Origin of the sequence: Rhodovibrio sodomensis, from assembly GCF_016583645.1 — a bacterium.
In the GTDB taxonomy this organism is placed as follows: Bacteria; Pseudomonadota; Alphaproteobacteria; order Kiloniellales; family Rhodovibrionaceae; genus Rhodovibrio; species Rhodovibrio sodomensis.
In genome coordinates this window covers 1-23,824 of record NZ_NRRL01000065.1, presented here as the reverse complement: position 1 = coordinate 23,824, position 23,824 = coordinate 1, and the positions used below count along the sequence as shown (strand labels likewise).

At 70.6% G+C, this 23,824-nt stretch carries 31 protein-coding genes and 2 tRNA genes; 26 read left to right on the top strand and 7 right to left on the bottom strand.

Features of this window, described 5'->3' with window-relative positions:
- A partial coding sequence (locus CKO28_RS18215) for an SIS domain-containing protein (protein ID WP_200342237.1) occupies positions 1 to 386 on the top strand: 386 nt, incomplete at its 5' end.
- A 165-nt stretch (positions 387 to 551) separates the two neighbouring features.
- Here the strand turns inward: CKO28_RS18215 and CKO28_RS18210 are convergent.
- Positions 552 to 626, bottom strand: a tRNA-Thr gene (locus CKO28_RS18210).
- Positions 627 to 877: 251 nt separating this feature from the next.
- On the opposite strand from CKO28_RS18210, the gene CKO28_RS18205 reads away from it, so the two are divergent.
- From CKO28_RS18205 to CKO28_RS18150, 12 genes are all read left to right on the top strand, one after another.
- The gene (locus tag CKO28_RS18205) at positions 878 to 1,105 is read left to right on the top strand and encodes a hypothetical protein (protein WP_200342236.1); all 228 of its coding nucleotides are present in this window, start codon (positions 878 to 880) and stop codon (positions 1,103 to 1,105) included.
- A gap of 322 nt (positions 1,106 to 1,427) precedes the next feature.
- On the top strand, positions 1,428 to 2,726 hold the full coding sequence (gene murA / locus CKO28_RS18200) for a UDP-N-acetylglucosamine 1-carboxyvinyltransferase (protein ID WP_200342235.1): 1,299 nt from the start codon (positions 1,428 to 1,430) through the stop codon (positions 2,724 to 2,726).
- A complete protein-coding gene (locus CKO28_RS18195; protein WP_338050182.1) occupies positions 2,723 to 3,400 on the top strand; it encodes a DUF2948 family protein in 678 nt (225 codons plus the stop codon). Before murA ends, CKO28_RS18195 begins: the two co-directional genes overlap by 4 nt.
- Positions 3,397 to 4,062 (top strand): ATP phosphoribosyltransferase, encoded by a 666-nt coding sequence (gene hisG, locus CKO28_RS18190; protein ID WP_200342234.1) that lies wholly within the window; start codon positions 3,397 to 3,399, stop codon positions 4,060 to 4,062. The genes CKO28_RS18195 and hisG overlap by 4 nt, the downstream gene beginning before the upstream one ends.
- Positions 4,052 to 5,347 (top strand): histidinol dehydrogenase, encoded by a 1,296-nt coding sequence (hisD, locus tag CKO28_RS18185; RefSeq protein ID WP_200342233.1) that lies wholly within the window; start codon positions 4,052 to 4,054, stop codon positions 5,345 to 5,347. The genes hisG and hisD overlap by 11 nt, the downstream gene beginning before the upstream one ends.
- Positions 5,348 to 5,598: 251 nt before the next feature.
- On the top strand, positions 5,599 to 6,114 hold the full coding sequence (locus tag CKO28_RS18180; protein ID WP_338050181.1) for a UPF0262 family protein: 516 nt from the start codon (positions 5,599 to 5,601) through the stop codon (positions 6,112 to 6,114).
- A 59-nt stretch (positions 6,115 to 6,173) separates the two neighbouring features.
- A complete protein-coding gene (locus CKO28_RS18175) occupies positions 6,174 to 6,617 on the top strand; it encodes an arsenate reductase ArsC (protein ID WP_200342232.1) in 444 nt (147 codons plus the stop codon).
- Between the two features lie 334 nt (positions 6,618 to 6,951).
- Positions 6,952 to 7,170: a translation initiation factor IF-1 gene (infA, locus tag CKO28_RS18170; RefSeq protein WP_027288139.1), complete on the top strand. Its 219-nt coding sequence runs from the start codon at positions 6,952 to 6,954 to the stop codon at positions 7,168 to 7,170.
- Between the two features lie 53 nt (positions 7,171 to 7,223).
- On the top strand, positions 7,224 to 7,955 hold the full coding sequence (locus CKO28_RS18165) for a Maf family protein (RefSeq protein ID WP_200342231.1): 732 nt from the start codon (positions 7,224 to 7,226) through the stop codon (positions 7,953 to 7,955).
- Positions 7,952 to 9,127, top strand: a complete 1,176-nt coding sequence (locus CKO28_RS18160; protein ID WP_200342230.1) for a ribonuclease E/G — start codon at positions 7,952 to 7,954, stop codon at positions 9,125 to 9,127. The genes CKO28_RS18165 and CKO28_RS18160 overlap by 4 nt, the downstream gene beginning before the upstream one ends.
- A gap of 10 nt (positions 9,128 to 9,137) precedes the next feature.
- Positions 9,138 to 9,386, top strand: a complete 249-nt coding sequence (locus CKO28_RS18155; RefSeq protein ID WP_200342229.1) for a DNA gyrase inhibitor YacG — start codon at positions 9,138 to 9,140, stop codon at positions 9,384 to 9,386.
- On the top strand, positions 9,383 to 10,342 hold the full coding sequence (locus CKO28_RS18150; protein ID WP_200342228.1) for a S1C family serine protease: 960 nt from the start codon (positions 9,383 to 9,385) through the stop codon (positions 10,340 to 10,342). Before CKO28_RS18155 ends, CKO28_RS18150 begins: the two co-directional genes overlap by 4 nt.
- Here CKO28_RS18150 and CKO28_RS18145 read toward each other — a convergent pair.
- Positions 10,339 to 10,620, bottom strand: coding sequence for a hypothetical protein (locus CKO28_RS18145; protein ID WP_200342227.1), 282 nt, complete (start codon positions 10,618 to 10,620; stop codon positions 10,339 to 10,341). The genes CKO28_RS18150 and CKO28_RS18145 overlap by 4 nt on opposite strands.
- A gap of 189 nt (positions 10,621 to 10,809) precedes the next feature.
- Here CKO28_RS18145 and CKO28_RS18140 point away from each other — a divergent pair.
- Together CKO28_RS18140 and CKO28_RS28915 are read left to right on the top strand one after the other, a co-directional pair.
- A tRNA-Phe gene (locus CKO28_RS18140) sits at positions 10,810 to 10,885 on the top strand.
- A 205-nt stretch (positions 10,886 to 11,090) separates the two neighbouring features.
- Positions 11,091 to 11,222, top strand: coding sequence for a hypothetical protein (locus tag CKO28_RS28915; RefSeq protein ID WP_274611004.1), 132 nt, complete (start codon positions 11,091 to 11,093; stop codon positions 11,220 to 11,222).
- Between the two features lie 227 nt (positions 11,223 to 11,449).
- On the opposite strand, the gene CKO28_RS18135 is transcribed toward CKO28_RS28915, so the two are convergent.
- On the bottom strand, positions 11,450 to 11,935 hold the full coding sequence (locus CKO28_RS18135) for a c-type cytochrome (protein ID WP_200342226.1): 486 nt from the start codon (positions 11,933 to 11,935) through the stop codon (positions 11,450 to 11,452).
- Between the two features lie 270 nt (positions 11,936 to 12,205).
- Between CKO28_RS18135 and CKO28_RS18130 the strand changes: the two genes are divergently transcribed.
- The 4 genes from CKO28_RS18130 (at position 12,206) to CKO28_RS18115 (ending at position 14,924) form a co-directional block, all read left to right on the top strand.
- Complete coding sequence (locus tag CKO28_RS18130) at positions 12,206 to 12,976, top strand: cytochrome b/b6 domain-containing protein (RefSeq protein ID WP_200342225.1); 771 nt, start codon at positions 12,206 to 12,208, stop codon at positions 12,974 to 12,976.
- A 350-nt stretch (positions 12,977 to 13,326) separates the two neighbouring features.
- Positions 13,327 to 13,899: a ubiquinol-cytochrome c reductase iron-sulfur subunit gene (gene petA, locus CKO28_RS18125; protein ID WP_200342224.1), complete on the top strand. Its 573-nt coding sequence runs from the start codon at positions 13,327 to 13,329 to the stop codon at positions 13,897 to 13,899.
- Between the two features lie 126 nt (positions 13,900 to 14,025).
- Positions 14,026 to 14,577, top strand: coding sequence for a NapC/NirT family cytochrome c (locus tag CKO28_RS18120; RefSeq protein WP_200342223.1), 552 nt, complete (start codon positions 14,026 to 14,028; stop codon positions 14,575 to 14,577).
- 38 nt (positions 14,578 to 14,615) lie between these two features.
- The gene (locus tag CKO28_RS18115) at positions 14,616 to 14,924 is read left to right on the top strand and encodes a c-type cytochrome (RefSeq protein WP_200342222.1); all 309 of its coding nucleotides are present in this window, start codon (positions 14,616 to 14,618) and stop codon (positions 14,922 to 14,924) included.
- A 151-nt stretch (positions 14,925 to 15,075) separates the two neighbouring features.
- Here the strand turns inward: CKO28_RS18115 and CKO28_RS18110 are convergent, their stop codons facing one another.
- The 3 genes from CKO28_RS18110 to CKO28_RS18100 form a co-directional block, all read right to left on the bottom strand.
- Positions 15,076 to 15,612 (bottom strand): copper chaperone PCu(A)C, encoded by a 537-nt coding sequence (locus tag CKO28_RS18110; protein WP_200342221.1) that lies wholly within the window; start codon positions 15,610 to 15,612, stop codon positions 15,076 to 15,078.
- A 263-nt stretch (positions 15,613 to 15,875) separates the two neighbouring features.
- Positions 15,876 to 16,349, bottom strand: coding sequence for a methyltransferase (locus CKO28_RS18105; protein ID WP_200342220.1), 474 nt, complete (start codon positions 16,347 to 16,349; stop codon positions 15,876 to 15,878).
- Positions 16,350 to 16,494: 145 nt separating this feature from the next.
- Complete coding sequence (locus CKO28_RS18100; protein WP_200342219.1) at positions 16,495 to 16,881, bottom strand: rhodanese-like domain-containing protein; 387 nt, start codon at positions 16,879 to 16,881, stop codon at positions 16,495 to 16,497.
- A gap of 183 nt (positions 16,882 to 17,064) precedes the next feature.
- On the opposite strand from CKO28_RS18100, the gene CKO28_RS18095 reads away from it, so the two are divergent.
- Positions 17,065 to 17,529, top strand: a complete 465-nt coding sequence (locus tag CKO28_RS18095; protein WP_200342218.1) for an RrF2 family transcriptional regulator — start codon at positions 17,065 to 17,067, stop codon at positions 17,527 to 17,529.
- Between the two features lie 158 nt (positions 17,530 to 17,687).
- Here CKO28_RS18095 and CKO28_RS18090 read toward each other — a convergent pair whose 3' ends face one another.
- Entirely contained in the window at positions 17,688 to 18,098 is a 411-nt protein-coding gene (locus CKO28_RS18090; RefSeq protein ID WP_200342217.1) for a CBS domain-containing protein, read from the bottom strand.
- Positions 18,099 to 18,388: 290 nt separating this feature from the next.
- Here CKO28_RS18090 and CKO28_RS18085 point away from each other — a divergent pair, with 290 nt between their 5' ends.
- The 6 genes from CKO28_RS18085 (at position 18,389) to CKO28_RS18060 (ending at position 23,741) form a co-directional block, all read left to right on the top strand.
- Positions 18,389 to 19,705, top strand: a complete 1,317-nt coding sequence (locus CKO28_RS18085) for a class I SAM-dependent methyltransferase (protein WP_200342216.1) — start codon at positions 18,389 to 18,391, stop codon at positions 19,703 to 19,705.
- A 98-nt stretch (positions 19,706 to 19,803) separates the two neighbouring features.
- Positions 19,804 to 20,694, top strand: coding sequence for a CAF17-like 4Fe-4S cluster assembly/insertion protein YgfZ (gene ygfZ / locus CKO28_RS18080; RefSeq protein WP_200342215.1), 891 nt, complete (start codon positions 19,804 to 19,806; stop codon positions 20,692 to 20,694).
- 322 nt (positions 20,695 to 21,016) lie between these two features.
- A complete protein-coding gene (locus CKO28_RS18075; RefSeq protein ID WP_200342214.1) occupies positions 21,017 to 22,315 on the top strand; it encodes a replication-associated recombination protein A in 1,299 nt (432 codons plus the stop codon).
- Positions 22,316 to 22,498: 183 nt separating this feature from the next.
- The gene (locus CKO28_RS18070; protein WP_200342213.1) at positions 22,499 to 23,164 is read left to right on the top strand and encodes a cysteine hydrolase family protein; all 666 of its coding nucleotides are present in this window, start codon (positions 22,499 to 22,501) and stop codon (positions 23,162 to 23,164) included.
- A 134-nt stretch (positions 23,165 to 23,298) separates the two neighbouring features.
- Positions 23,299 to 23,502 carry a hypothetical protein gene (locus tag CKO28_RS18065; RefSeq protein ID WP_200342212.1) on the top strand — a complete coding sequence of 68 codons (204 nt, stop codon included), beginning with the start codon at positions 23,299 to 23,301 and terminating at the stop codon, positions 23,500 to 23,502.
- Complete coding sequence (locus CKO28_RS18060; RefSeq protein ID WP_200342211.1) at positions 23,499 to 23,741, top strand: type II toxin-antitoxin system HicA family toxin; 243 nt, start codon at positions 23,499 to 23,501, stop codon at positions 23,739 to 23,741. The genes CKO28_RS18065 and CKO28_RS18060 overlap by 4 nt, the downstream gene beginning before the upstream one ends.
- Positions 23,742 to 23,824: the final 83 nt, after the last annotated feature.

Genomic DNA, 23,824 nt, shown 5'->3' with positions numbered 1-23,824 from the left:
GCGCGCTGAAGCTGAAGGAGATCTCCTACATCCACGCCGAGGGCTATGCCGCCGGCGAGATGAAGCACGGCCCGATCGCGCTGATCGACGAGCACGTGCCGGTGATCTGCTGCGCGCCCAGCGGCCCGCTGTTCCCGAAGATGGCCTCTAACGTGCAGGAGGTGATCGCGCGCGGCGGCCGGGTGATCCTGATCTCCGACCAGCAGGGCATCGAACGCGCCGGCGCGGGCTGCGAATACACCATCGAGCTGCCCGCGGTGGACCCGTTCGTGGCGCCGCTGCTCTACGCCATCCCGGTCCAGCTGCTCGCCTACCACACCGCCGTCTTCAAGGGCACCGACGTCGACCAGCCGCGCAACCTGGCGAAGTCGGTGACGGTGGAGTAGGGGGAGCCAGCGGCGGGCAGACGCGACGGCCGGGGCTGATTTATTCTTGTCCGGGTTTTACCCTGCGGCAAACGTGCAGGTTGACGCGATCGCGCGCGTGGGTTCGCGGACGCGACGCTTACCTGAAACGAACCAGAGTTCGCCGTTTTATTCGAAGGTCTATGGTGGTGCCGCCGGTAGGAATCGAACCTACGGCCTCACCCTTACCAAGGGTGCGCTCTACCCCTGAGCTACGGCGGCATCCGGTTGGGCGCGGGCGGCGGGTGTGAACCGGGCCGCGCGCGCCAGCGCGGCGGAAAATGCCAGCCGGCGGGCGCGATGGCAAGGACGATTCGCGGCCCGCCTATCCCGGCGGTAGGCCGCCGGCGCGGCGTCGGGCTTGACCGCGCGGTGCGCAGGCGCCGACCTTTCACAGCGGGCCGTTCGCCGACCCGATGATAGGGTCGCCGGCCGTCGCCCCGACCCACCAGCCGCTGGACCGAGCCAGGCCGATGAGCGAGCGCGAGCGCAAGCGACCCCAGGTGCGCCCCGAAACGGCGGCCGAGCAGCAGGCGCGGGAGCAGCGTCTGGCCCAGCAGTTGCGCGCCAACCTGCGCAAGCGCAAGCGCCAGAAGCAGGGCCGCGCGGCAGGCCCGGACGGCGGCCCGGACGGCGGCCCGGGCGGGGGGTCGGGCGGCAGGGACGACCCCGGCGAAGGCGGCGGCGAGGCGGCCGACTGATCCGCGCGCTTGACGGGTCTTGCGCCGCAGCGTTTCCGCGCGCCGCGCAGGCACGGGCGCCGTCAGCGCGGTTGGCCTTCCGCGTGCGTTCGATTACAACCCGGTGCGAACACCGTCTGGACGCGTCTGCCGAGCCCCGGCAGGCGTCCGGGCGTTGGAACGCGCCGGTCATGGCCATCGCGGTGCCATCAAATCGGCGCATCCCGCGGTCAGACCGGGTGCCGGGGCCCCGTGGGCCGCACGCGCGGCCCCGGGGGCTTCCTCAGGGGCTCCCACACCCGATACGCACGCGCGAGAGCGCGCGGACTTCTCGAGGAGACGCATGGACCGGATCAAGATCCGCGGCGGCCGGCCGCTGAACGGCGAGATCGCGATCTCGGGCGCGAAGAACGCGGCCCTGCCGCTGATGGCGGCGGCGCTGTTGACCGAGCAGCCGCTGCGCCTGTCCAACCTGCCGCACCTGGCCGATATCACCACGCTCGCCAACGTGCTCTCGCAGCATGGGGTCGACCTGCACATGGACGGCGGCGCCGACGGCGGCCACGCCGGCCGGGTGCTGGAGCTGACCGCAGGCAAGGTGGTCAACGTGCGCGCGGCCTACGATCTGGTCCGCCGGATGCGCGCCAGCGTGCTGGTGCTGGGCCCGCTCTTGGCGCGCGAGGGCTACGTCGAGGTTTCGATGCCGGGCGGCTGCGCCATCGGCACCCGGCCGATCGACCTGCACCTGAAGGCGATGGAAGCGCTGGGCGCGCGGATCGAACTGCAGGACGGCTACATCGAGGCGCACGCCCCGGGCGGCCTCGCCGGCGGCGAGGTGGTGTTCCCCAAGGTGTCCGTCGGCGCGACCGAGAACGCGCTGATGGCCGCCACGCTCGCCAAGGGCACCAGCCGGATCGTCAACGCCGCGCGCGAGCCCGAGATCGGCGATCTGGCCGACTGCCTGAACAAGATGGGGGCCCGGATCACCGGCATCGGCACGGATACCCTGACGGTGGAGGGCGTCGGCCGGCTGCACGGCGCCGAGCACGCGGTGATCGGGGACCGGATCGAGACCGGCACCTACGCCATGGCCGCGGCGATCACCGACGGCGATCTGGAGCTGGTCGGCGCGGACAGCGGCCACCTGCGCGCCGCGCTGGACAAGCTGAGCCTGGCCGGGGTGCACTGGCAGGAAACCAACCGCGGCATGCGGGTCCGCCGGGCGAACGGGCCGCTGCGGGGCACGGATGCCCAGACCGATCCCTACCCCGGCTTCCCGACCGACCTGCAGGCGCAGTTCATCGCCACGATGGCGACCGCCCAGGGCGCCTCGATGGTGACCGAGACGATCTTCGAGAACCGCTTCATGCACGTCCCCGAACTGCTGCGCATGGGCGCCGACGTGCAGATCGAGGGGGCGAGCGCGATGGTCCGCGGGGTCGACCGGCTGAAGGGCGCACCGGTGATGGCGACCGACCTGCGCGCGTCTGTCAGTTTGGTGCTGGCCGGACTGGCCGCGGAGGGGGAGACCGAGATCAACCGCGTCTACCACCTGGACCGCGGCTACGAACGGCTGGAGGAGAAGCTCGGTGCGTGCGGGGCCGACATCGTGCGCACCCGGGGACGGGAGGACGCGGCGTGAGCAACCCGATCGCCAAACTGGTCTCCGGCGTGTTCGGCAAGCGCGGCCTGGCCGGCGGCAACGTCGCGCCGGCGGACAAGCCGCTCAAGCTGCGCGCCTATGACCGGGAAGACTTCGCCGTCGTCTCGGCGGTGCTGCAGGACGCCCTGGTCCCGGTGATCGACATGGCCTGGCTGCCCGAGGAGCAGCGCTTCGCGCTGGTTGCCAACCGGTTCCGCTGGGAACGGCGCGCGCCGGCGGGCGACCTGCCGGACCAGCCGGCGGAGACGGGCCCGCGCACGGACACCGAGAGCGGGGCGGATTCCGGCCAGTTGCCGGAGACCGCCGCGGACGCGGACGCCCGCTTCGAGGACGCGCCGCTCTACGAGCGCGTGCACTGCGGGATCACGTTCGACCGGGTCGAGCAGGTCGCCTATCGCGGCTTCTCCAAGGATGCGCGCGGCCACGTTCTGGAACTGCTGGCGGTGGTCGCCGACGACCAGGGGATCACGGTGACCTTCGCCGGCGACGCGGCGCTGCGCTTGCAGGGGGCGAACATCGTCTGCCATCTGGAGGACCTCGGCGAGCCCTGGCCGACGCAGTGGCGGCCCAGCCACGCGCGCGCCGATCAGGACAGCCAGGCCGGCGGCCAGGAGCGGGCGCCGGACGCCAACCGCAACGGGAAGCACACGTGACGGCCGCGAACGAAAACCTGGTGCTGGCCCTGCCCAAGGGCCGGATCCTGAAAGAGCTGATGCCGCTGCTGAAGGCGGCCGACATCGTCCCCGAACCGGCGTTCGAGGACGACGATTCCCGTCAGCTGCGCTTTTCCACCAACCATCCCAACCTGGACATCATCCGGGTGCGCTCGTTCGACGTGGCGACCTTCGTCGCCTTCGGCGCGGCGCATCTGGGCGTGGCCGGCAACGACGTGGTGATGGAGTTCGACTATCCGGAACTCTACTCCCCGGTCGATCTGGGGATCGGCAAGTGCCACCTGGCGGTCGCCGAGCCGAACGACCTGGTCAAGCGCGACGACCCGACGCGCTGGAGCCACGTGCGCATCGCGACCAAGTATCCCGATATCACCAAGCGCCACTTCGCCGCGCGCGGGGTGCAAGCGGAATGCATCAAGCTGAACGGCGCGATGGAACTGGCGCCCAAGCTGGGGCTCGCGCGCCGGATCGTGGACCTGGTCTCCACCGGCACCACCTTGAAGGCGAACGATCTGGTGGAGATCGAGCGGATCGTCGACGTCACCAGCCGCCTGATCGTCAACCGTGCCGCGCTCAAGACCCGCCCGCACGACGTGGGCAGCTGGGTCGAGAGGTTCCGGGAGGTCGCAGATGCCGCATAAGCTGGACGCGCGCCAGGGCGACTTCGCGCGGGCGTTCGCCGACTTCCTCGACGTCCGGCGCGAAGAGGAGGCCGACGTCGACCGGACGGTGCAGGGCATCCTGGCCGACGTGCGCGCCCGCGGCGACGCCGCGTTGCTGGACTATACCGCCAAGCTCGACCGCTACGCGACCACCGCGCAGGGCCTGAAGGTCACGCCGGAGGAGCTCGACGGCGCGGTCGATCAGTGCGACCCCGACACGGTGGCGGCGCTCGAGCTCGCGCGGGCGCGCATCGCCGCCTACCACGAACGCCAGAAGCCCGACGACCTGGACTATACCGACGCCGACGGCGTGCGGATGGGCCACCGCTGGACCCCGATCGACGCGGTCGGTCTGTACGTGCCGGGCGGCACCGCGGCCTATCCTTCCAGCGTGCTGATGAACGCCGTGCCGGCGAAGGTGGCGGGCGTCGAGCGCGTGGTCATGGTCGTACCCGCGCCCGACGGCGTGCTCAACCCGCTGGTGCTCGCCGCCGCCCGGATCGCCGGGATCGACGAGGTCTACCGGATCGGCGGCGCGCAGGCGGTGGCCGCGCTGGCTTACGGCACCGAGACGATTCAACCGGTCGACAAGATCACCGGACCCGGCAACGCCTACGTCGCCAGCGCCAAGAAGCAGGTGTTCGGGACCGTCGGGATCGACATGATCGCCGGCCCGTCGGAGGTCCTGGTGGTCGCCGACAAGGACAACGACCCAGCGACCGTCGCCGCCGACCTGCTGGCGCAGAGCGAGCACGACGTGAACGCCCAGGCGATCCTGATCACCGACGACGGCGCGTTCGCCGAGGCGGTCGAGCGTGCCGTGCAGAACCACCTGCAGCGCCTGCCGCGCAGCGAGATCGCGGGGGAGAGCTGGCGCCGCCACGGCGCCGTGATCCGGGTCGACAGGATCGCCGACGCCGGGCGGCTGATCGACCGGGTGGCGCCGGAGCACCTGGAACTTCAGGTCGCGGACCCGGATGCGCTGCTCGAGACGTTTCGCCACGCCGGCGCGATCTTCATGGGCAAGCACGCCCCGGAGGTGCTGGGCGATTACGTCGCCGGGCCCAACCACGTGCTGCCGACCGGGCGCAGCGCGCGCTTCTCCTCCGGTCTGTCGGTGCTGGATTTCATGAAGCGCTCCTCGCTGCTGCAGAGCTCGGCCGCCGGCTTCGCCAGGATCGGCCCGGCCGCCGTCGCGCTCGCCGAGGCGGAGGGCTTGGACGCGCACGCGCTGTCCGTCAAACTCCGCCTGGACGGGGAATAGGGAATAGGGGGGCGCTTCCGACCCGCGTCGCCTGACAACACGAGGCGGGCGGGAACGGACATGGCAGCGGGTCCCCTCTCCCCCACGCGGGAGAGGGGCAGGGTGAGGGGGGGCTCCCCGGCGTGCGGCAAGGAATCCCACCCTCACCCTCCCACGCGCTGACGCGCGCGGGCCCCTCCCTCTCCCGTCAAGGGAGAGGGGTTGGGCGCGGTCGTCCCCAAGACGCGTGAACAGGAAGCGACGGTGATCAGGTGAGCGACGATCAGTCGGACAGCGAGAACGGGCCCGGCGCCGACGGCCGCCGCAACCAGATCATCGACGTCACGCTGGACGAGCGCACGGTCAAGCGCCGCCACCCCGACATCGAGCACGAGCGGGCGGTGGCGATCTACGATCTGCTGGAGGACAACCGCTTCGCGCCGTTCGGCGACTACCAGGGCCCCTACCGCCTGCACCTGCGTCTGGAGGAGAGCCGGCTGGTGCTGGACATCGCCAGCGAGGACCACCAGCACCTCGGTTCGATCGGCATCTCGATCTCGCCGTTCCGCCGGATCATCAAGGATTACTTCACGGTCTGCGAGAGCTATTTCGAGGCGATCAAGACCGCCAGCCCGTCGCGCATCGAGGCGATCGACATGGGCCGGCGCGGGCTTCACAACGAAGGCTCCGAGCTGCTGCTCGACCGGCTGAAGGGCAGGGTGGACCTGGACTTCGACACCGCGCGGCGGCTGTTCACCCTGCTCTGCGTCCTGCACATCCGTACCTGACGCCCGCATCTGCCGCCCTGGGGGCACGGGCGATAGAGGGTCAGCGAAGACGCCAAGCCATGCGCGACCTGCCCGACAGCGTGCTGTTTTCCTGCACCCACAACTCCGTCCGCTCGGCGATGGCGGAGGGGCTGCTGAAGTACCTGCTCGGGCACCGGCTGTACGTCGACAGCGCGGGCGTGCGCGAGGGCGAGATCAACGGTTTCGTGATCGCGGTGATGGACGAACTCGGCATCGACATGACCAAGCACCGGGCCAAGACGTTCGATCAGCTGACCGACACCTCGTTCGACCTGATCATCACCCTGTCGCCGGAAGCCCAGCACCGCGCGGTCGAGATGACCCGCACGATGGCCTGCGACGTCGAGTTCTGGCCCACCTTCGACCCGACCCTGGTGGAGGGCACGCGGGAGATCCAGCTGGACGCGTTCCGCCAGGTCCGCGACGACCTGTTGAAAAAGCTCAAGGACCGCTTCCCGCTCGACTTGAAACCGGTGCCCTGACGGCGCACGTCACCGCGCATATGCAGGTCGCGCCCCAAGCGTGCGGCGCGCGCCGACGGGGTCTGTCAAACTTGCGTTTGTTGCACGGCGGGCCATCCCGTATGATCCGCGCGCCGTGCGGACTGGCGGGCGGTTTCTCCGCCGCCGGTTTCCGTGCATCGAGACATCGCCGGCGTGCCCGGTCCGTGGGGACCGCGGGCGGAGCGCGCCTTGCCACATCCGGGTGCGTCGCCAGCGATTGGCATCGGCGCGCCCGGTGCCGTCATGCGCGCGCACGCCGAACCCGGCATGCGCGCGCACGAGACGAAACGACCGGAGGTCAACGCAGGAACGCATGTCGAAGGAAGATTTGATCGAATTTCAGGGCACGGTCCGCGAACTGCTGCCCAACGCGATGTTCCGCGTGGAACTGGACAACGGCCACGAGGTTCTGGCCCACACCTCGGGCAAGATGCGCAAGAACCGCATCCGCGTGCTCGCGGGCGACCGGGTCAACGTCGAGATGACGCCGTACGACCTCTCCAAGGGCCGCATCACCTTCCGCTACAAGTAGGCGTGCGGGCCCGCCGTGTCCGTTTGACCTGCCAGCAGGAGCACGCCCGCGACATGACACCGGCTCCGGACAGCGCCCGGGCGGCGGCGGCCGCCGAGGATCAAGGCGCGGCTGCGGCCGTCCGAGATCGGAACGCCGACCGGGCGGCCGCGCAAGCCCCGGAACGCGCGCTGGTGCTGGCTTCCGCCTCGCCGCGGCGGGTCGCGCTGTTGCGGCAGGTCGGCGTGGTTCCGGCCGAGGTCGACCCGGCCGAACTGGACGAGACGCCGGGCCGGGGCGAGACGCCGCGGGTCTACGCGCGGCGCATGGCACGGTCGAAGGCGCGCGCCGTCGCCGAGCGCCGCCCCGGCCGGTACGTGCTGGCCGCCGACACGGTGGTCGCCGCCGGCCGGCGCATCCTGGACAAGCCGACCGGCGAAGGCGAGGCCCGCCAGCGCCTGGAGATGCTCTCCGGCGGCCGGCACCGGGTGTTCGGCGGGGTCTGCCTGGTCGCGCCCGACGGCCGCTCGGCGGAGCGGCTGGTGCAGACGATCGTCCGCTTCAAGCGTCTGCATCCGGATGAGATCGACGCCTACGTCGCCGGCGGCGAGTGGCAGGGCAAGGCCGGCGGCTATGCCATCCAGGGCGCGGCGGCGGCCTTCGTGCCCTGGATCAACGGCTCCTACACCAACGTGGTCGGCCTGCCGGTGACCGAGACGCTGGCGCTGCTGGACGGGCTGGGGATGGCCCGGCCGCCCGCCGGCGGGCAAACCCCGTGCCCGCCGTCCGGGGACGCCTCGCCGTGACCGGCGGGCGGGCGCTGATCGACGGCTGGCCCGGGGAAACGCGGGCCGCCGTCCTGACGCCCGCGGACGATGGCGGCGAGGCGCTGAACGAGCTGTTGATCCAGCGGGCCGACCGGCCGAGCCTGACCGGCAACCTGTACCTAGGCCGGGTGGTCGCGCGCGACCGCGGGCTCAACGCGGCGTTCGTCGACCTGGGTCTGGCGCGTCCAGGTCTGCTGCCCCTCAAGGCGGCGCCCGACCGGCTGCAGGAGGGCGCTGGCGTGCCGGTGCGGATCGTGCGCGAGCCGTCGCCGGGCAAGGGGCCGAAGCTGGCGCCGGCCGCCGACGCGCCGGAGACGCACGCGCAGCCGCCGGCGCTGCTGGCCCAGGCGACGCCGCTGATCGACCTGCTGCGCCGGGCCGAGCCGGACGCGATCCTGGTCGAGGGGGCCGGGCGCCTGCGTGCGCTGGCCGATGCGGCGCCCGACCTGGCGGGCCGGCTCCGCGGCCACACCGGGGCCCAGCCGCTGTTCGAGGCGGCCGGCTTGAACGCCGCGATCGACCGGCTGTTGGACGCGGAGGTGCCGCTTCCAGGCGGCGGGCAGCTGCTGATCGAGCCGGTCCGTACCCTAACCGCGATCGACGTCGACGCCGGCCAGGCGGACGCGCGCGGCGGCCGGGCCCGGCAGGCGCTGGCGGTCAACCTGCGCGCGGCCGCTGAAATCGCCCGGCAGGCTCGGTTGCGCGCGCTTTCCGGGCTGATCGTGGTCGACTTCCTGGATCTGGAGACCAAATCCGACCGGCAGCAGGTGGCACGCGCGCTGGAGGCCGGGTTCGCCGGCGACCCGGTCGAGACCAGCGTGTCCCCGATGCGGGCGAGCGGGCTGGTCGAGATCGCCCGGCAGCGGATCCGGCCGCCGCTGCACGAACTCCTGAGCCTGCCCGCGGGCCGCGCCGGGCGGGTCGCGGACACGGCGACGCTGGCCTACGATCTGCTGCGCCGGGCCTGGGCGGAGGCGCTGGCGAACCCGGGCCGGCAGCCGGTTCTGGTGGCCCACCCGGACGTCCTGGCCGAACTCGACGGCCGGCTTGAGGACGCGCACGCTGCCCTGGCGCGGGCGCTGGGCGCGGCGCCCGGGCGGCGCGGCGATCCGACCCGCCCGCGCACGGCGTTCGACATTCTGCTAGCCTGAGGCGGACGGCATGACGGACAACAACAACCAGGATCGCCCGGGAACCGCGGGCGCGGCGGGCGCAACGGGATCGAAAGCCGCCGGGAACCGCGGCCGGACCTGCCCGATCTGCGGCAAGCCGACGGCGGAGCTGACCCAGCCGTTCTGCTCCAAGCGCTGCCAGCAGCTGGACTTGGCCCGCTGGCTGGACGGCAGCTATCGGGTGCCCACCCAGGAGCCGGCCGATCCGGACGATCTACCGCGGGAGGACGAGGAATGAGGCGATTTCTGCCGGCGCTGTTGGCGGGCCTGCTGCTGGCGGGCGGTCTGGTCCAGCCGGTCGCCGCGTTCGAGCGGGCGGTGATCGAATCGGTGGTCGCGGTGCTGCGGCCGGAGCCGGCCCAGCAGGCCGAGCCGCAAGCGGGTCCGCAATACCGTCCGTTGGAGCCGGAAGGCAGCGCGGTGGCGCTGGCCCACGGCCTTTTCGTCACCGCCAACCACGTGCTGGGTCCGGGCGACCGGGCGCTGCTGCGGCTGGACGACGGCCGGGTGTTCGAGGCCAAGGTGACCGCCCGCGCGCCCGCGGCGGATCTGGCGATCCTGGAGAGCGCGGCGCCGGCACGCCCGATGCAGTGGGGCGAACCGCCGCTGCTGGGCGACCGGGTCTGCGCCGTCGGCAACGCCTTCGGCCTGGGCATCTCGGCGTCCTGCGGCGTGGTGTCGAAGAAGAACGTCACCCACGCCGGTTTCAACCCGGTCGAGGACTTCCTGCAGACCGACGCCGCGGCCAACCCCGGGATGTCCGGCGGCGCGCTGGTCAACGAGAAGGGCAAGCTGGTCGGCATCCTCTCCGCGATCCTGACCCAGGGCGCGGACGCGAACATCGGCGTGAACTTCGCCGTGTCGGCCGAACTGACCCGGCGCGTGGTCGCCGATCTGAAGGACGACGGCAGCTTCACCCGCCCGTCGATCGGCGCCTCGCTGCAGGGGCAGCCGCGCCTGGAGCCGCGCTCCCAGGCCGGCGCGCGGGTCGCGGCGGTGACGCCGGAGAGCCCGGCCGCGCAGGCGGGCATGCAGCCCGGCGACCTGCTGATCGAACTGGCCGGCCGGCCGGTCCAACGGCCGAGCGACGCGGTCGCGGCGCTGGCGCTCGCCGAGCGCGGCAGCACGATCGAAGCCGTGGTCCAGCGGGACGACGGCCAGGCAACCTTGGAGATCGAGCTGCCGTCGAGCTAACCCGGCCGATTCTCGTCGCTCGGCGCCTGCGGCTGCCGGGCGCGGATATCGTGCAGGATCTCCAGATTGGCGGCGAACCCGAGCAGCATCGCGCTCGCGAATCCGGCAAGCGCGCCCAGGCCCAGCAGGACCGCCCCGGTCGCCGTATCGCTGCCCGCGCCCAGGCCCAGCAGCAGACCGACCCCGGCGAGCGCCAGCCCCCCGGCCGCAAGCGCGCTGACCGCGCCAAGCGCGCGGAAAACCGGGATGCAGCGGGGGCGAGGCGGGCTCTCCGTCATGCCGTCAGACTACCCCTAACCCCCCTTGGAATCCAAGGGTCCGGCCACCGAAGTAAAGCTGGACCAGCGGGTTATCCCCGGCGGTGCCACAAACCGCGCAGCGGGGCTGGACACCGCGGTCCGTGATCGCTATACACCGCACCCGCACGCGAGCGGTGGCCCTGTCCCGCGCCACCGGCAGCGCTCGGTGCCCAGGTAGCTCAGTTGGTAGAGCATGCGACTGAAAATCGCAGTGTCGGAGGTTCGAATCCTTCCCTGGGCACCATTCCGGTCTCTTGCCGTTTTTCCACGGTTTTAACGGGGCGCCCAGTTGCGGGCGGCCGGGTGCGCCCGCGGTAGGTGCGCGGATCGGCGGGTTGTGTCGCGGCCTGTCCGGTTTTTATGTGGGAGCGTGTCCAAGGGTCGGAAAACGACCGCGCGCAGGGCGGCGTCCGCGCGGCGCCCACGCAATCGATCGGGAGGGGTCGGACATGATCACCAAGCGCAACGTCGTCGCCACGGTTGCGGCGCTCGCGGTGATGAGCGCGATCGCCGCCGCCGTGCTGGTGGCTTGGCCGGAGCAGGGCGAGGCGGCGCGGCTGGCGCTGCACACGGCGCAGTAGGCCCCTGCCGCGTTCCACGCGCGTAAAGCAGAGCGCATCGGCGGGTTCCCTCTCCGCCACGGGTGGGAGAGGGTGAGGTGGTGTGCACGGCGCGGGTAACCTCCGCCCCGCGCCCCGCCCCCCAGTGTAGGAGAGGGATCCGGGGGAGAGCGGTCAGATCGCACGAAAACGCGGCCGGGGCCCATGGGCCGCCGGCCGCATCGCTGTGCCTTCGCGTGGCGTCTCGCTCAGTCCTCGCGGTAGGTGTCGTGGCACTCCGAGCAGGCGTCGGTGGTCTTCTTGAATGCCGCGGCGTAGGCCTGCAGGTCTTCATTCCGCGCGGCCTCGACCATGTCGCGGGCGTGCTTCTCCATCGTCTCGAAGCCCTGGGTGAACTGGTCGTACTCGTCCCAGATCTTGGGCAGTGCCGCGGTTTCCACCTGTGCGTCCGGGAACGGCCCTTTCCGGAAATGCTGCGGGGCCATGCTGGCCGCGTGCGCGATCGCGCGGGCCTGCAGCGTCAGATAGTCGAACGCCCGCGGGCAGCCCTCGCCCTTGAGCGAACAGGCCACCGACTTGGTCGCGGCCGCGGCGGAGGCGAGGTTGTCCTGGCGCGCCTGGATCCAGTCCTCGGCGGTCTTGTCGCCCTGCGCGCCCGCGGGCGCGGCGACGCCGAGCCCGGTCACGGCCAGGGTGGCGGCGGCAAGCGTGGTCTTGATCGCGGTCATCCTCATGGCAAGCAAGTCTCCCTTTGGTGTTTGGCAAGGCAGTCGAGCGCGCCCCGGCATCGAGCGGACACGGATGCGGGGCCGGGACGGCCTTGGGGGCGACGCTTACACGATTAAAGTTCTTGTTATATGGCAGGCAAGCGCGTCGCTGAGTCGCGTTGTATTAGCTTGCCTGTACACAACTCCGTGCGATACCAAAATGTTCCTTGGCGCAAAATGGGGATGGCGGAGTGCGGGCGGCACACGTAACCGAGAGTCGAGGCTGGAGCGAAACCCATGGCCGACCCGACGGCTGACAACGGCGAGACGACGCACGGCGGCCCGGCAGCCGGCCAAAGCCCGGCCGCGCGCGGCGCCGTCCCGCGCGGGGCAAGCGCGCCCGGGCAGCAGCGCCTAAAGGTCTGGGACCCTTGGGTGCGCGCGTTTCACTGGCTGCTGGTCGTCGGCCTCGTGCTCGCCTGGTACTCGGCGGAGTACGGCTTCGGCGGACTGGGTAAGACCTGGCACATGCGCATCGGCACGACCGTGCTCGGGCTGATCGTGTTCCGCGTGCTGTGGGGCCTGGTGGGCAGCGAGACCGCGCGCTTCCGCCAGTTCGTTAAGGGGCCGGGCGCCGTGTTCGGCTACGTGAAGTCGCTGCGCCGGCGTGACCCCACGCCGATCGGGCATAACCCGCTGGGCGGCTGGGCGGTCGTCGCGCTGCTGTTGCTGGCCGCCGCGCAGCCGATCACCGGCCTGTTCGCGAGCGATGACATCCTGGCCTCCGGCTACCTCGCCAACGACGTTCCGTCGGGCGTCCAGGACGCGATCGGCGGGCTGCACAAGGATCTGTTCTGGGTGTTGCTGGGGGTCGCCGGCCTGCACGTCGTGGTCACGGTCGCCTACCTGCCGCTCAAGCGCGAAAACCTGATCCGCTGGATGGTGACCGGCCGTCGCCCCGCCCCGGCCGGCTGGCGGGAACCGTGGTTCGCCAGCCCGATCCGCGCGCTCGCCTGCGCCGCTGTCGCCGCCGGCGTGGCGGTCGCGATCCCGTTGGTCTGGGGCTGACACCCGATCGACGTCGCCAAGGGTTTCTGGCTTTTGCCCGGGCGCTTCAGCCCCCGTCAGCGATGCGTCGAGATGCGGCCTTGGCAGGCCGCATCTCCCCATGAAGCTCTATTATCTTACTGACAAACCTGTCACTTCATCCTGAAGGGGTTGGCGAAGCCAACCGTCCGGAAGGATGCCCTACGGCCATCATCACGACCGTGCGCGGGTCCGGCGCCTGCGACAGTCAGTTGCACCTGATTGAATATCTCATCGGGTCGGCCTTAATAGTTATATGAGCACTACAGCTTTCACCGTCCGGCCGCGGCGGACGCCGTCGCCGGACGGTTCGACACAGGAGGTGATAGGCGATGACGTCCCAAGCGAAACAGCTCAAGCCGGCCGGTTTCCACGGCGCGGGCGGCGGCCAGAAGGTGGGCCGGCGGGATTTCCTGATCCTGGCGACCGGCGCCACGGCAGCCGTCGGCGCCGCCGGCGCGCTCTGGCCGTTGATCGACCAGATGAACCCAAGCGCCGCGCAATTGGCACTCAGCAGCATCGAGGCCGACCTGTCGCCGATCCAGGAAGGCATGGCGATCAGCGTGATGTGGCGCAGCAAGCCGGTCTTCCTGCGCAAGCGTACGCAGGCCGAGATCGAGCAGGCGCGCTCGGTCGACCTGAGCGCGCTGCCGGATCCGCAGCGTGACAAGGCGCGCGTCAAGCAGCCGCAATGGCTGATCGTGATCGGGGTGTGCACGCACCTTGGCTGCATCCCGCTGGGCAACAAGCCGAGCGAGCCGCGCGGCGACTACGGCGGCTGGTTCTGCCCGTGCCACGGCTCGCACTACGACACTTCCGGACGGATCCGGAAAGGGCCGGCGCCGACCAACCTGGTGGTTCCGCCGTACACGTTCGTCGACGACACCACCGTCAGGATCGGCTGAGGCGATTAGGCCGGCGGAGGCCGGGCACGGCGGACGCGCCGCGGCCCGCACGCGGCCGGGTTGCATCGGCCCAGGCACCGGGCTACAGATGCCGGTGGGCGGCGTCAGAGACGGGGGACCGACAGCATGACAAGCCCTGGCGGACGCCGCTGGGCGCCGCTGAGCGTGATCGGCCTGCTCGTCGCCGGCGGGCTGGCCGGCCTGGTCGTCGCTGGCGGCGGCGCGGTCGCGGTGCATCACACCAACACCACCGAATTCTGCACCAGTTGCCACGTTTACGACGACTTCGCGGCCGAGTTCCGCCAGTCCGGCCACTGGACCAATACGCCGGGCGTGCAGGTCGGCTGCGCGGACTGCCATATCCCCGACGACAATCTGGCCGACATGCTGTGGACCAAGGCGACCTCGGGCGCTCAGGCGTTCTGGGCCTATTACGTCCAGGGCATCGATACCCCCGCGGAGTTCGCCGAGATCCGGCCGGCGCTGCAGGAACAGGCCCACCGCTGGTTCAAGGCGCGCGACAGCGCCACCTGCCGGTCCTGCCATGCCGTCGAAAGCATGCAGTTGGATCAGCAGTCCGCGGGCGCGCGCGCGTCGCACCAGTCCCTACAGGCCGGCGGCGGCCCCACCTGTGTCGACTGCCATTCCGGCGTGCCGCACGGCCAGGCCGGGCGCTGATGCCCCCGTGCGTTCACCTCAGGCAGGGAACAGACCGCATGATCCGAAGCGTTCTCGCGGCCGCCGCGCTGGTTATGGTCGCCACCGCCGGGCAGGCGGCAGACGGCGATCCCGCGGCCGGCGAAAAGCTCGCCCGGAGCGCGTGTGCCATGTGCCACAAGCTGCCCGACGGCAGCGGCGCCCCGGTCGGCCCGGCGTTCGCGAACATCGCGGCCGAGCGGGCGCCGATCAGTGCCCAGGCGATCTCGGAGGTGCTCGACCAGCCGCAGCACGCCCCGGCCAGGAGCCAGGTCGACCTGCCGGCCGACGCCGAGGATCTCGCTGCCTATTTGAACGGATTGCGGTGACTTCTTGAAGACACGGCGGAATCGCTGAAGGGCAATTCGCGCTTCAGCGATTCCGCTGCCGCCCGGCACGCCAGCAGGCCGGTACCGGCCTGCTGGCCGCGTTTCAGTCGAACGCGCTGTCGGCTGGGCGGGCGACCGCCGACGGGCATCTTTACCTGTCGGCGTTTGGCCGCTGGCCGCCCTGCATCTGACCGCCGCGCGGCTTGGCGACCCCTTCGATCTTCAGCGGCACCGTCTTGGTGCTGCCGTCGGCGAACGTCAGGGTCAGGGGGAACTCGGCGCCGAGAGCGAAGCCCTCGTTGGTGCCGGTCATGCAGATGTGCCGGGCACCACGCTGCAGCACGACCGTGCCGCGGGCCGGGACCGCGAGCGGGCCGGTCGCCGGCTCCGGGCGCCGACGCTGGGCGCCCCGGCCGCCCGGCATGCCGCCGGGCGTGTCGCAGCGGTGCAGCGACACCGTCGCCGCGACCGGGGCGGCAGCCTGGGTGATCACGGCGTCCGCGCCGCCGGTGTTGGTCAGGGTCATGAACACCCCGCCGCCCTCGTGCATCGGCGAGACCAGGGCGTGTGCCCCCGTCACCTCGACGTCGTCCGCCTGCGCGGCCGCCGCCGGCCCGGTCGCTGCGGCCAACAGCCCGGCCAGGGCGAGCGACGCCGCGACCGGCCTCCGCCAAACATACGTTTTCATGGCAACCTCCATCCGTGCCCGTCTTGCGCAGGACGCTTCGGAAGCCAGACCGACCTGACCGCGAAGTCCTGCGCTGGGTTACCTGTGATCCCTCGGCATTCGGCCAGGGGCGGCGCAAAATCCGCGTGGAAGGCCGACCCGGCCGGCGCCGATTCTGCCCGTTTGCACAGTTACACCTCATAGAATGGGTATTCACGGGTGGCGGCGGAAGGCTCGGGCCCCGGTGCCAAATGGTCGCAGGCCCGGGTCTTCGAAGGGGCCGTTCACCCAGCCTTGCGGCCCAGCCAGCGGCGCGTCCGCGCGCAGTAACTGCGGTAGGCGGCCCCGAACATGTGGCTCAGGTGGACCTCCTCGCGGGCGATCACGTACCGGTCGGTCACCAGCACCGCGACCGGGACCAGCAGCAGCGCCCAGGGCAGGTCGAGTGCGACCGCGGCGCCGGCCGTCAGCAGGGTCAGCGAGACGTACATCGGATTGCGGGTGTACGCGTACGGCCCGTGCGTCACCAGGTTACGGGCCGGCGCCCAAGGTTCGATCGCGGTGTCGGCGCGGCGGAAGGTCAGCAGCGCCCACAGCGCCAGGGCGACCGCCGGAAGGCCGAGCGCGGCGGCCAATAGCCAGCGCGATGGCCCGGCGAAGGCACTCCACGGCAGCAGCCAATGCAGGCCGCAGCCGATCGCAAACGCGCCGGCGTAGATCGCCGGCGGCGGCAGCTTGACGTTGGGCCGATCGGACACGGGTGGCTCCCTTCGCCGCGGCGTCAGTAGGTGAGCGGGATTTCGATCCCCGGCGCCGCCGCCGGTTCGGCGGTCGCCGCGGCGAGGCTGCGGCACGGCCGGCCGCCCAGGCCCATTGCCCAGGCCCCTCGGGTGTGCCCGGCGCTCACGCCTGCTGGCCGCCGACCAGGTGCTGCCCGCCGGTTGTGGGATCGATCGCGATGTAGGGCAGGCCGGCCTGCTTCCAGGCGGCGAAACCGCCCTCCAGGTGCGCCACCCGGTCGAAGCCGGCGTTGATGCAGGCTTCCGCCACCCGCCGGGAGCGGACGCCGGAGCCGCAGTGGAACACCAGCTGCTTGCCCTGCTGCGCGGGCAGCGTCCGCGCGTCGAAGGTCGACAGCGGCGACAGGAGCGCGCCCTTGATGTGCTCGAAGGCGAACTCCTGGGGCGTCCGCACGTCGATCAGCGCGACCTCGCCGCGCTGCATCGCCGCGTATAGCTCTGTCGGCCCCCACTGCTCCAGGGTCGCGCCGTTCAGCTCGATCGTCTCCATGGCGGACGGTCTCCTTGTTGTCCTGCGGTCGGTCTGTCGGCCGCCGATGCGCCTGTCGATTAAGATAACAGGAATGCGTTCTGCGGCCACCCGGGGTTGGGCAAAGCGGTATTGCAGATTTAGGTTAGCTCGTGGGCGCGGGCGCGGCCGGGGACGTTACGAAGGTAAAGGGGCACGAGGGCAATGCGGCTGAAGAACTACACCAACTACGCTCTGCGGACGCTGCAGATGGCGGCCCTGCGCGCGCCCGCCCTGACCCGGGTGGATCAGGTCGCGGCCGCCCACGGCGTCTCGCGCGCGCACATCATGAAGATCGTGCACGAACTGGGCAAAGCCGGCTACGTCGAGACGGTCCGCGGGCGCGGCGGCGGCTTCCGGCTCGCCCGCGACCCGGCGGCGATCACGGTGGGCGAGGTCGTGCGCCTGACCGAATCGCCGATCGAGCTGGTCGAGTGCTTCAACGCCGACACCAACAGCTGTCCGCTGATCGGCGTCTGCCGCCTGTCGACCGCGCTGGACGAGGCGCTGGTGGCATTCCTCCAAGTGCTGGATGGGGTCACGGTGGCCGAACTCGCCGGCAACCGGAGCGATCTGGTCGGCCGCCTGGGCGCGGTCGTCGAGGCGCCGACGCAGGAAGCGTCCGCGTAGGCCCTGCGGCCGCGCCTGAAGCGGCGCCGGCGCGATCCGTGCCAGTTGGAACGCAAATAATTACGCGCGAGGGAATGCGTCCGCGGGCACTGGACCTGCGCGCAGGCATGTCGAATTTCGCCGCGCCGGTGCCGGAAACGCCGGCCTGGCCGGGGCGCTCAGGGGGTGGCGTCGGTCAGCGGTGCCTCGGTCACCAGGGCGATCAGGTCGCGCAGGGACAGCATGGCGAACGGCTCGCCGCTGCCGTCGACCACCGGCAGGTGACGAAAGCCGCCGTCGCGCATCTTCGACACCGCCGTTTCCAGCGTGTCGTCGACCGTGATCGTGGCAACGTCGACCGTCATCACGTCGGCGACCGCCGTCGTGCTGGGGTCCAGGCCCGCAGCCGCGACCTTTACCAGCAGGTCGCGCTCGGTGAAGATGCCGGACATGGCGCCGTCGCGCAGCGCGACGACCGCGCCGATCGACTGGCTGGCCATCATCGTCGCGGCCTCCGTGACCGTCAGCTGGTCGTTCACCACGGCGAGGGCGCGGTGTTCGTGCATGCCGGGTACGTCGGCGATCCGCATGGTCGGTCTCTGTCCTGCGTGGTAGGCGGGCGAGGCTTGAGGTTCGTAGTAAGAACTAGAGCGCGACGTCGGCGCGTCCACGCGCCCTTTCGCTTGGGCGCTCGTTGCGCCGAGAGCAAAATCGATGAAGGTCGAATCGACCTTCATGGTGAATTTTGCTCTCACTGCTTGAAGAGAGAGCAAGATGCTGAAAGGTGGCTTCACCTTGCAGCATCTTGCTCTAGGCTAACCGCGTTGCCGCGGCCTGTCGCCTCCCCATCCCACGCAGCTTGAAAACCGCTCCATCCCGCATGTCCGAGACCGATCGTCATATCGCCGCCGCCCGCGGGCTGTTCGAACAGATCGCCCGGGACCTGAACGCCCCGTTCCAGGTCGAGCTGTGGGACGGCAGCCGGGTTGCCCTGGGCGCCAACGCGGGCGGCAACGACGCCCCGGCGCTGCGGATCGCCGACGCGGGCGTGCTGCGCCGCCTGTTGCGCCGGCCGACGCTGGAGACGGTGGCGCGCCTGTACGCCGCCGGGCGTCTCGCCGTCGCGGGCACCGACCTGATGGACTTCGTCGAGCGGGCCCGACGGCACCGGGTCAAGATCCGCCTGGGCGACCTCGACAAGCCAGCGCTGGTCAAGCGCGCCTGGCCGCTGCTGTTCGCGCCCGATACCGGAACCCGCCCGACCCGCGAATACGCCGGCGAGGCAACCGGACGCGACCAGGGCAAGCGCGACGAGAAGGCGTTCATCCAGTTCCACTACGACGTCTCGAACGCCTTCTACCGCCTGTTTCTCGATTCCGAGATGCAGTATTCCTGCGGCTACTTCACCGACTGGTCGAACGGCATCCAGCGGGCCCAGCACGACAAGCTGGAGATGATCTGCCGGAAGCTGCGGCTCCAGCCGGGCGACCGGTTCCTCGACGTCGGCTCCGGCTGGGGCGGGCTGATCTGCCACGCCGCCCGGCACCACGGCGTCCACGCGCACGGCGTCACCCTGTCCAAGACGCAGTACGACTGGACTCTGGAGAAGATCGCGGCCGAGGGGCTGCAGGACCGCGTCACGGTCGAGCTGAAGGACTACCGGGAGCTGACCGGGCCGTACGACAAGATCGCCTCGATCGGGATGTACGAACACGTCGGTATCCAGAACTACCCGGCCTATTTCAGCCATCTCCACCGCCTGCTGGCCGACCGGGGTCTGCTGCTGAACCACGGCATCACCCGCGGGGCCAAGAAGTCGGCGCGGCGGTTCAACCGGATCCGCCCGGAAAACCGGCTGATCCGGAAATACATCTTCCCCGGCAGCGAACTCGACCACATCGGCCATAGCCTGTCGGTGATGGAAGCCCACCGCTTCCAGATCCACGACGTCGAGGGCTGGCGCGAGCACTACGCCCAGACCACGCGCCTGTGGTACCGCGCATTGATCGACCGGGAGCAGGCCGCCCGGGCCGAAGTCGGCGATGAGACCTACCGGATGTGGATCGCCTACCTGGCGGGCGTCTCGCTGTCGTTCCAGGACGGCTCGCTCAGGATCTTCCAGACGCTCGCCAGCAAGCACAAGGCGAAGGGCCCGAGCGGCCTGCCGCCCACCCGCGCCGACCTCTACCGCGCCTGACGCCGGCTTGTAGCCGCGCGCCTACGGGGTTATCTCGCACGATAGACGGAACCCCCCTTCCGCGTTTGCCCCTGACCCAAGAGCCAGCGACCGCGATCATGAGCGAACAGCCCACCGCCGTCCCGCTGCCCAGCCGCGCGCTGATGCGCCTGTCCGGCGAGGATGCGCGCTCCTTCCTGAACGGCGTGGTCACCAACGACGTCCACCAGGCGACGGCCGAGCAGGCGATCTGGTCCGCCTTCCTGACCCCGCAGGGCAAGTTCCTGCACGAGTTCTTCCTGGTCGAGGGGCCGGACGGCGCGCTCTGGATGGACTGCGAGGGCGCGCGGCGCGCGCACTTCAAGAAGCGCCTGGCGATCTACAAGCTGCGCGCCAAGGCCGAGATCGCCGAGGCGGACGATCTGTGCGTCTACGCGCTGCTGGGCGTGCGCGCGCTGGGCCTGCTCGATCTGCCGGCGCTGGAGGGCTACGCCCGGCAGCTCGGCGACGGGGCCGCGTTCACCGATCCCCGGCTCGGCTGGCTGGGCGCGCGTGCGATCCTGCCGCGCGCGACGGCGGAGGCGACGCTGCGCGAAGCCGGCTTCGGCTTGGGCGAAACGGCGGAGTTCGAGCGCCTGCGCCTGACCCTCGGCGTGCCCGAAGGCAGCGGCGACCTGGAGCCGGAGAAGGCGACCCTGATCGAAAGCGGCTTCGACGAATTGCGCGGCATCGACTGGAACAAGGGCTGCTTCCTGGGCCAGGAGCTGACCGCGCGGATGAAGTACCGCGGGCTGGCCAAGAAGCGGCTGGTACCGGTCGAGATCGCGGGTCCCACGCCGGAAGCCGGCGCGGCGATCAAGCGCGACGGCAAGACCGCCGGCACGCTGCGCAGCGCGGTCGACGGCGTCGGCCTGGCGCTGATCAAGCTGGACCAGCTCGACACCGCCCAGCCGCTGACCGCCGGCGAGGCCACCCTGACCCCGCGCAAGCCCGACTGGGTGAACTTCTGAGCTCTCCTGTCGGCAAGCTCCGCCGACGCACGCCCCGAAATCCCGTCTCCCCCGAGGGAGACTCTCGCGCAGCTCGCCAAAGGCTCAGGGCTGGCTACTCAGCATAGATGAAGATGTATCTAAGCGTCTGACACATCTACACCTTCGTCCTGAGTTGGACGCCGAAGGCGTCCGTGTCGAAGCACCCCACACGGCGGCTTATGCCGGCTTGCAAAAGTCTCCCCCCAAGGCGGAGGGACCCGCCGAGGCGGTCGTCGTTCCCCCGCGACGAGTCGGTCGCCCTCTTCCGTCCCGGCCGCCGCGCGCCTACCTTGCGCGCACCATGACCTCGCTGTTCGAAAGTCAGGCGCCGCGGCCGCTCGCGGATCGGCTGCGGCCCACCCGGCTCGACCAGGTGCTGGGCCAGCAGCATCTGCTGGCCGCGGAGGCGCCGATCGGGCGGATGGCGGCCTCCGGGCGGCTGTCGTCGATGGTGCTGTGGGGCCCGGCCGGTTGCGGCAAGACCACGATCGCCCGGTTGCTGGCCGACGTCACCGACATGGCGTTCGAGCCGCTGTCGGCCGTGTTCTCCGGTGTTTCCGACCTGCGCAAGGTGTTCGAGCGCGCCAAGCAGCGCCGCCAGGACGGGCAGGGCACGCTGCTGTTCGTCGACGAGGTGCACCGCTTCAACCGGGCCCAGCAGGACGCCTTCCTGCCCTACGTCGAGGACGGCACGGTGGTGCTGGTCGGCGCGACCACCGAGAACCCCAGTTTCGAATTGAACGCGGCGCTGCTCAGCCGCTGTCAGGTCTACGTCCTGCGCCGGCTGGACGAGGAGGCGTTGGAGGCGCTCGCCGCGCGCGCCGAACACGAGCTGGGCCGCCAGCTGCCGCTGCAGGACGACGCCCGCGCCGCCCTGATCGCGATGGCCGACGGCGACGGCCGCTACCTCTACAACATGGTCGAGGAGTTATCCGCCTATCCGGCGGACCCGCCGCTCGACACCCAGGGGCTGATGCAGGTCGTCCAGCGCCGCGCGCCGGTTTACGACAAGGCGCAGGAGGGGCACTTCAACCTGATCTCCGCGCTGCACAAGGCGCTGCGCGGGTCCGACTGCGACGCCGCGCTGTACTGGCTGGCGCGCATGCTGGCGGGCGGCGAGGATCCGGCCTACATCGCCCGCCGACTGACCCGCTTCGCCAGCGAGGACATCGGCCTGGCCGATCCGCAGGCGCTGAGCCAGGCGCTCGCCGCCTGGGACGCCTACGACCGGCTGGGCAGCCCGGAGGGCGAACTCGCGCTCTCCCAGGCGGTCGTCTATCTGGGCACCGCGCCCAAGTCGAACGCCAACTACGTTGCCTACAAGGAGAGCGTGCGCGCGGCCAAGGAGACCGGCTCCCTGATGCCGCCCAAGCACATCCTGAACGCGCCCACCAAGCTGATGCGCGAGATCGGTTACGGCGAAGGCTACGCCTACGACCACAACGCAGAGGAAGGCTTCTCCGGACAGGACTACTTCCCGGAGACGATGGACCGGCGGCAGTTCTACCGCCCGGTCGAGCGCGGCTTCGAGCGCGAGATCAAGAAGCGCCTGGACTACTGGGCCAAGCTGCGCCGACAGCGCCAGGACGGCGAAACCTGATCGGATCGGTTGCACCGGCTGACCGTCGTCGTGCGCGTCCCGCGGTCGTAAACCCCGGTGCGTTGCAGTTCCCGCAAGGCGGCCATGAGCGATCACTCTCTTGTTCCGGTGGCCGCGGTCTGTTTCTTGGTCAGAGGGTTAAACGATAGTTCGCGGCTTGAGGGGAGGCGGCTTCCGCCGGTCATGAACGACTACATCACACCGCAGCGCGCGCACGCCGCCCTGCTCACGGTCGATGCGCAGCGCGACTACATCGACCCCGACAGTCCGGTGAAATCGGCCGGCGCGAACCACACGCTGGAGCCGCTCAGGCGCCTCGTCCACGGCGTGCGGGAGGCCAGCCTGCCGATCTTCCACGCCGTGCGCTTCTATAAGCCCGACGGCAGCAACGTCGATCTCGCCCGCCGACGCGCGGTGGAAGAGGGCATGCGCGTGCTGATGCCGGGCAGCCGGGGCGCCGACCTGATTCCAGAGGTGGCGCCGGAGAGCGCGCCGCGCCTGGATCCGCATCTGCTGCAGGACGGCGGGATCCAGGAACTGGGCCGGCGGGAAGAGGTGCTGTACAAGCCGCGCTGGGGGGCGTTCTACCGGACCTCGCTGGAACAGCGGCTGCACAACATCGGGGTCAACACGCTGATCGTGGTCGGCGCCAACTTCGCCACCAGCGGCCGGGCCACCGTGCTGGAGGCGAGCGAGCGCGACTTCCGCGTGGTCATGGTGCCCGAGGCTTCCAGCGGCCTGCGCGACACCGGCGCCAACGACATGGCCCGGATCGGCGTCAACCTGATGCACCTGGACGACTGCCTCGCCTGGACCGACGGCCGCCAGCGCCCGACGCAGGCGGCGTGAGCGGCGGGCGCCGCCGGGCAGGTTTGCGGCGCGAGCCGTCAATCGCCGCACGCCTTTCGTGGGATGCCTGCTACTTGACCGCGTGACCGGGGGACAGCACTGTCTCGGTCCCACGAGCATCAACGTGTTGCGGCATGAGCGAGATCATCTTCCAGGTCGAGGAAGCCCAAGAAGGCGGCTACATCGCGAGCGCCCTCGGCCACGCCATTTTTACCGAAGCCGACACGCTGGACGACCTCCGCACCAATGTCCGTGACGCGGTGCGCTGTCACTTCGACGACGAAACCCGCCGTGTGGTGCGCCTGCACTTTGTCCGCGATGAGGTTATTGAAGCTTGAGGCTCCCACGGGACGTCAGCGGCCGACGTCTCGCCAAGCTTCTTGAGCGCTATGATTACGAGATCGTGCGCCAGCGCGGCAGTCATATGCGTCTGGAACGTCGCGGCCGTGACGCGGCCCCTTTGACCATCCCGGACCACGACGCGCTCCGGGTTGGAACGCTGAACGCGATCCTCACGGCCGTGAGCGATGCGACCGGCCACGATCGCGACACCATCGCGCGCGACCTTTTCGGATAAGGCCGCTTAAGTCGGGCGAATGGGGCCCGGTCAGTCGTACAACTCGTTCCCCTCCTCCAGTGGGAGGAGGGGTTAGGGGAGGA